This is a genomic window from Pseudomonas sp. BN102, assembly GCF_029871245.1.
Taxonomy (GTDB): Bacteria; Pseudomonadota; Gammaproteobacteria; order Pseudomonadales; family Pseudomonadaceae; genus Metapseudomonas.
The window spans coordinates 1-4,472 of sequence record NZ_SSON01000056.1 but is presented as its reverse complement, the minus strand read 5'-3'; the positions used below and the strand labels follow the sequence as shown (position 1 = coordinate 4,472).

Below are 4,472 nucleotides of genomic sequence, written 5' to 3'. Positions count from 1 at the left end.
TGGGTCCCCTCGTAGGTGTTGACCACTTCCAGGTTGACCAGGTGACGGGCCACGCCGAACTCGTCGGAGATGCCGTTGCCGCCCAGCATGTCGCGGGCCATGCGCGCGATATCCAGGGCCTTGCCGCAGGAGTTGCGCTTCATGATCGAGGTGATCTCCACCGCGGCAGTGCCTTCGTCCTTCATCCGGCCCAGGCGCAGGCAGCCTTGCAGGGCCAGGGTGATCTCGGTCTGCATGTCGGCCAGCTTCTTCTGGATCAGCTGGTTGGCGGCCAGCGGACGACCGAACTGGTTGCGGTCCAGCACGTACTGGCGCGCGGTGTGCCAGCAGGCTTCGGCGGCACCCAGGGCGCCCCAGGAGATGCCATAGCGGGCGGAGTTCAGGCAGGTGAAGGGGCCACGCAGGCCGCGCACCTCAGGGAAGGCGTTCTCTTCCGGGACGAAGACGTTGTCCATCACGATCTCGCCGGTGATGGAGGCGCGCAGGCCGACCTTGCCGTGGATCGCCGGGGCGGAGAGGCCCTGCCAGCCCTTCTCGAGGACGAAGCCACGGATCTCGCCGGCGTCATCCTTGGCCCAGACCACGAACACATCGGCGATCGGGCTGTTGGTGATCCACATCTTGTTGCCGGTCAGGCGGTAGCCGCCGTCGACCTTCTTCGCGCGGGTGATCATCGAGCCCGGGTCGGAACCGTGGTTCGGCTCGGTCAGGCCAAAGCAGCCGATGTATTCGCCGCTGGCCAGCTTGGGCAGGTACTTCTGCTTGGTGGCTTCGTTGCCGAACTCGTAGATCGGCACCATCACCAGAGAGGACTGCACGCTCATCATCGAGCGGTAGCCGGAGTCCACCCGCTCGACTTCACGGGCGATCAGACCGTAGCACACGTAGTTCAGGCCGCTGCCGCCGTACTCGGCGGGGATGGTGGCGCCGAGCAGGCCGGTCTCGCCCATCTCGCGGAAGATTGCCGGGTCGGTCTGTTCATGGCGGAAGGCTTCGAGGACGCGCGGGGCCAGCTTGTCGGCGGCGAACTGCTCGGCGCTGTCACGCACCATGCGCTCTTCTTCGGTGAGTTGCTGGTCCAGCAGCAGCGGGTCGATCCAGTTGAAGCTTGCTTTGTTGGCCATGGGGAAGTTCTCCGAATTCATGATTGTTGTGGGGCGTTCGGTTCAGTCGAGACGCTCGATGACGCAGGCGATGCCCTGACCCAGGCCGATGCACAGGCTGACCAGGGCATAGCGGCCGCCCGTGCGCTCGAGCTGGCGCACTGCGGTCCAGGCCAGGCGGGCGCCGGAAGCACCGAGCGGGTGGCCAACGGCGATGGCGCCACCATTGGGATTCAGTCGTGGATCGTCGAAGGCCAGACCCAGTTGCCTGGCGCAACCCAGAACCTGAGCGGCAAAGGCCTCGTTGATCTCTATCAGGTCCATATCCTCCAAGCGCAGGCCGGCGCGTTGCAGCGCCTTGCCGCTGGCCGGCACCGGTCCCAGGCCCATCAGCCGGGGCTCGACGCCAGCCACCGCACCCGCGAGAATGCGGGCGCGCGGCTTGATGCCATACCGCTCACCCACGGCTCGCGAGCCGACCAGCAGCGCGGCAGCACCGTCGTTCACTCCCGAGGCGTTGCCGGCGGTAACCACTCCGCCCGCGAAGAGTGGCTTGAGTCGAGACAGCACTTCGAAGGTACTTTCTGGACGCGGATGCTCGTCGCGTACAACCAGCAGCGGTGCTTGCTTGCGCCCCTGCGGCACCTCGATCGGCACGATCTCCCCCGCGAAGAAACCACTCTGCTCCGCCGCGTTGAACAGCGCCTGGCTGCGCGCAGCATAGGCGTCGGCCTGCTCGCGCCTGATGGCCAACTCAAAGGCGACGTTATCCGCCGTCTCTGGCATGGAGTCCGCACCGAACCCGGCTTCCACCCTCGGGTTGGGGAAGCGCGCCCCGATGGTGCTGTCGAAGACCCGGAAATCGCGGGAGTAGGCACTTTCCGCCTTGGCCACGACAAAGGGCGCGCGGCTCATGCTTTCCGCGCCGCCGACGATGAACAACTCACCCTCGTCGGCCAGCACGGCACGCGCGGCATCCAGCACCGCCGCCAGGCCGGAGCCGCACAGACGATTGACGGTCAGGCCGCCAACCACCATTGGCAGTCCGGCGAGCAACGCGACATGGCGAGCCAGGTTGCGCCCGTCCTCGCCGGCCTGGCTGGCGCAGCCGGCGATCAGGTCTTCGTAGTCCTCTGCGGCGAACGGATTGCGCGCCACCAGGGCACGCACCACCGTCGCCAGCAGGTCATCCGGGCGCACACTGGCCAAGACGCCGGCATGTCGGCCGAAGGGCGAACGCAAACCATCGTAGATATAGGCTGTCATGCTCATTCCTCCGGGGTGCACAGCGGCAAGCCGAGCTGTACGCGCCGGCGCAACCAGGGACTGATCCGATAGCGCGGCTCCTGATACAGGTCATGCAGCTCGCGGAGGATCTGCGCGATCTTCTGCGCCCCATAGTGATCACCGAAGCCCAATGGGCCATGGGGATACCCCAGCGCCAGTTGCACCGCGCGATCCAGGACGGCGGGGTCGGCGATGCGCCGCTGGGCGATCTCGCAACCGAGGTTGACGATCCCGGCCAGTACGCGCTGGGCAATGAAGCCCGGCGAGTCGTTGATCACCTCCACCGGCACGCCATCGGCGCCCAGCGCCTGGCGCGCCTGCGCCAACACCTCGGGGTCCAACGCCGGCTGGCGCATCAGCACGCGGCGCCTGTCGAAACCGGCGAAGGTCTCCAGCGCGAGGCTGCGACGGGGTGGCAGCTGCTTGCGGGCGATCACGCTGCTGGCATCCTCGCCCAGGGGCGTAACCAGGCAGATCGCGTTTGGGCTGGGTTGCCCACCCTGCTCCAGCCCCACACCGGCGGCAGCCAATACGGCCGCCACCTGGTCACGGACCGCCGCCTCCCGAGAGTCGAGCCAGAACGGCCGGTCGATCGCGACGGGCACCGGCAACGCCGGCTCTTCAAGCTCCGGCTTGCCCTCCACATAGCGGTAGAAACCCTGGCCGCTCTTGCGCCCCAGCAGGCCGCTGGCCAGGCGCGCCGGCACCAGCGCCGATGGGGTATAACGCGGGTCCTGGTAGAACTGGCCATGGATCGACTCCATCACCGCATGGGAAACGTCCAGCCCTGTCAGGTCGAACAGCTCGAAGGGGCCCATGCGAAAGCCCAGGCAGTCCTTGAGGATGCGGTCGATCTGGGCCGGAGTGGCGATCCCTTCGGCGAGGATACGCAAGGCTTCCGGGCCGTAGGCGCGGCCGGCATGGTTGACCAGGAAGCCGGGCGAGTCCGGGGTAACGGCGGCGAAATGCCCGGCCTGCCCGGTCAGCGTCACCAGGCGCTCGATCACCTGTGGATCGGTGAGCTCGCCGCGCACCACCTCGACGACCTTCATCAAGGGCACCGGATTGAAGAAGTGGAAGCCGGCAACCCTCTGCGGGCGCTGGCAGGCACTGGCGATCAGGCTGATCGATAGCGACGAGGTGTTGCTCGCCAGGACCGCGTCGGCGCCCACCAGCTGCTCCAGCTCACGGAACAGCGACTGCTTGGCTTCCAGGTTCTCGACTATGGCCTCGATCAGCAGGTCGCACTCCGCCAGCTCCCCCAGGCTTTGCGCCGGTCGCATGCGCGCCAGGGTCGCAGCCAGCGCCTCGGCGCTCAGCTTGCCCTTGGCCGCCGCCCGTTCCAGCAGGTCGCGGTTGTAGGCCAGCGCCTGTTCGATGGCCTCGGCGTGGCTGTCATGCAGCAGCACCTCCACCCCGGCGCTGGCGAACAACTGGGCGATGCCTCGGCCCATGGCGCCACTGCCGATGACGCCGATTCGCTTGAATGTACTCATGGGCGGCTCCTCACAGGGCTTTTTCCAGCTCCGGCACGATCTCGAACAGATCGCCCACCAAGCCGTAGTCGGCCACCTGGAAGATCGGCGCTTCTTCGTCCTTGTTGATCGCGACGATCACCTTGGAGTCCTTCATGCCCGCCAGGTGCTGGATGGCACCGGAGATGCCCACGGCGATGTACAGCTGCGGCGCGACGATCTTGCCGGTCTGGCCGACCTGCATGTCGTTCGGCACGAAGCCGGCGTCGACCGCGGCACGGGAAGCACCGACAGCGGCGCCCAGCTTGTCGGCCAGGGCGTAGAGGTGCTTGAAGTTCTCGCCGTTCTGCATGCCACGACCGCCGGAAACGACGATCTTGGCCGCGGTCAGTTCCGGACGGTCGGACTTGGCCAGCTCTTCGCCGACGAAGGCGGACTTGCCGGCGTCAGTGACGGTGCCCACGGCTTCGATGGCAGCGGAGCCGCCTTCGGCAGCGGCGGCATCGAAACCGGTGCCACGCACGGTGATCACTTTCACGGCAGCGGAGGACTGCACGGTGGCGATGGCGTTACCGGCGTAGATCGGGCGCTTGAAGGTGTCGGCGCT

At 67.1% G+C, this 4,472-nt stretch carries 4 protein-coding genes; all 4 read right to left on the bottom strand.

Annotated elements, in window-relative coordinates; translation table 11 throughout:
* A partial coding sequence (locus tag E8F12_RS11070; protein ID WP_280325279.1) for an acyl-CoA dehydrogenase occupies positions 1–1,124 on the bottom strand: 1,124 nt, incomplete at its 3' end.
* Positions 1,125–1,166: 42 nt separating this feature from the next.
* Positions 1,167–2,369 (bottom strand): 3-oxoadipyl-CoA thiolase, encoded by a 1,203-nt coding sequence (locus tag E8F12_RS11065; RefSeq protein WP_280325278.1) that lies wholly within the window; start codon positions 2,367–2,369, stop codon positions 1,167–1,169.
* 2 nt (positions 2,370–2,371) lie between these two features.
* Entirely contained in the window at positions 2,372–3,886 is a 1,515-nt protein-coding gene (locus tag E8F12_RS11060) for a 3-hydroxyacyl-CoA dehydrogenase (RefSeq protein ID WP_280325277.1), read from the bottom strand.
* 10 nt (positions 3,887–3,896) lie between these two features.
* On the bottom strand, positions 3,897–4,472 hold a 576-nt coding region (locus tag E8F12_RS11055), incomplete at its 5' end, for an FAD-binding protein (RefSeq protein WP_280325276.1).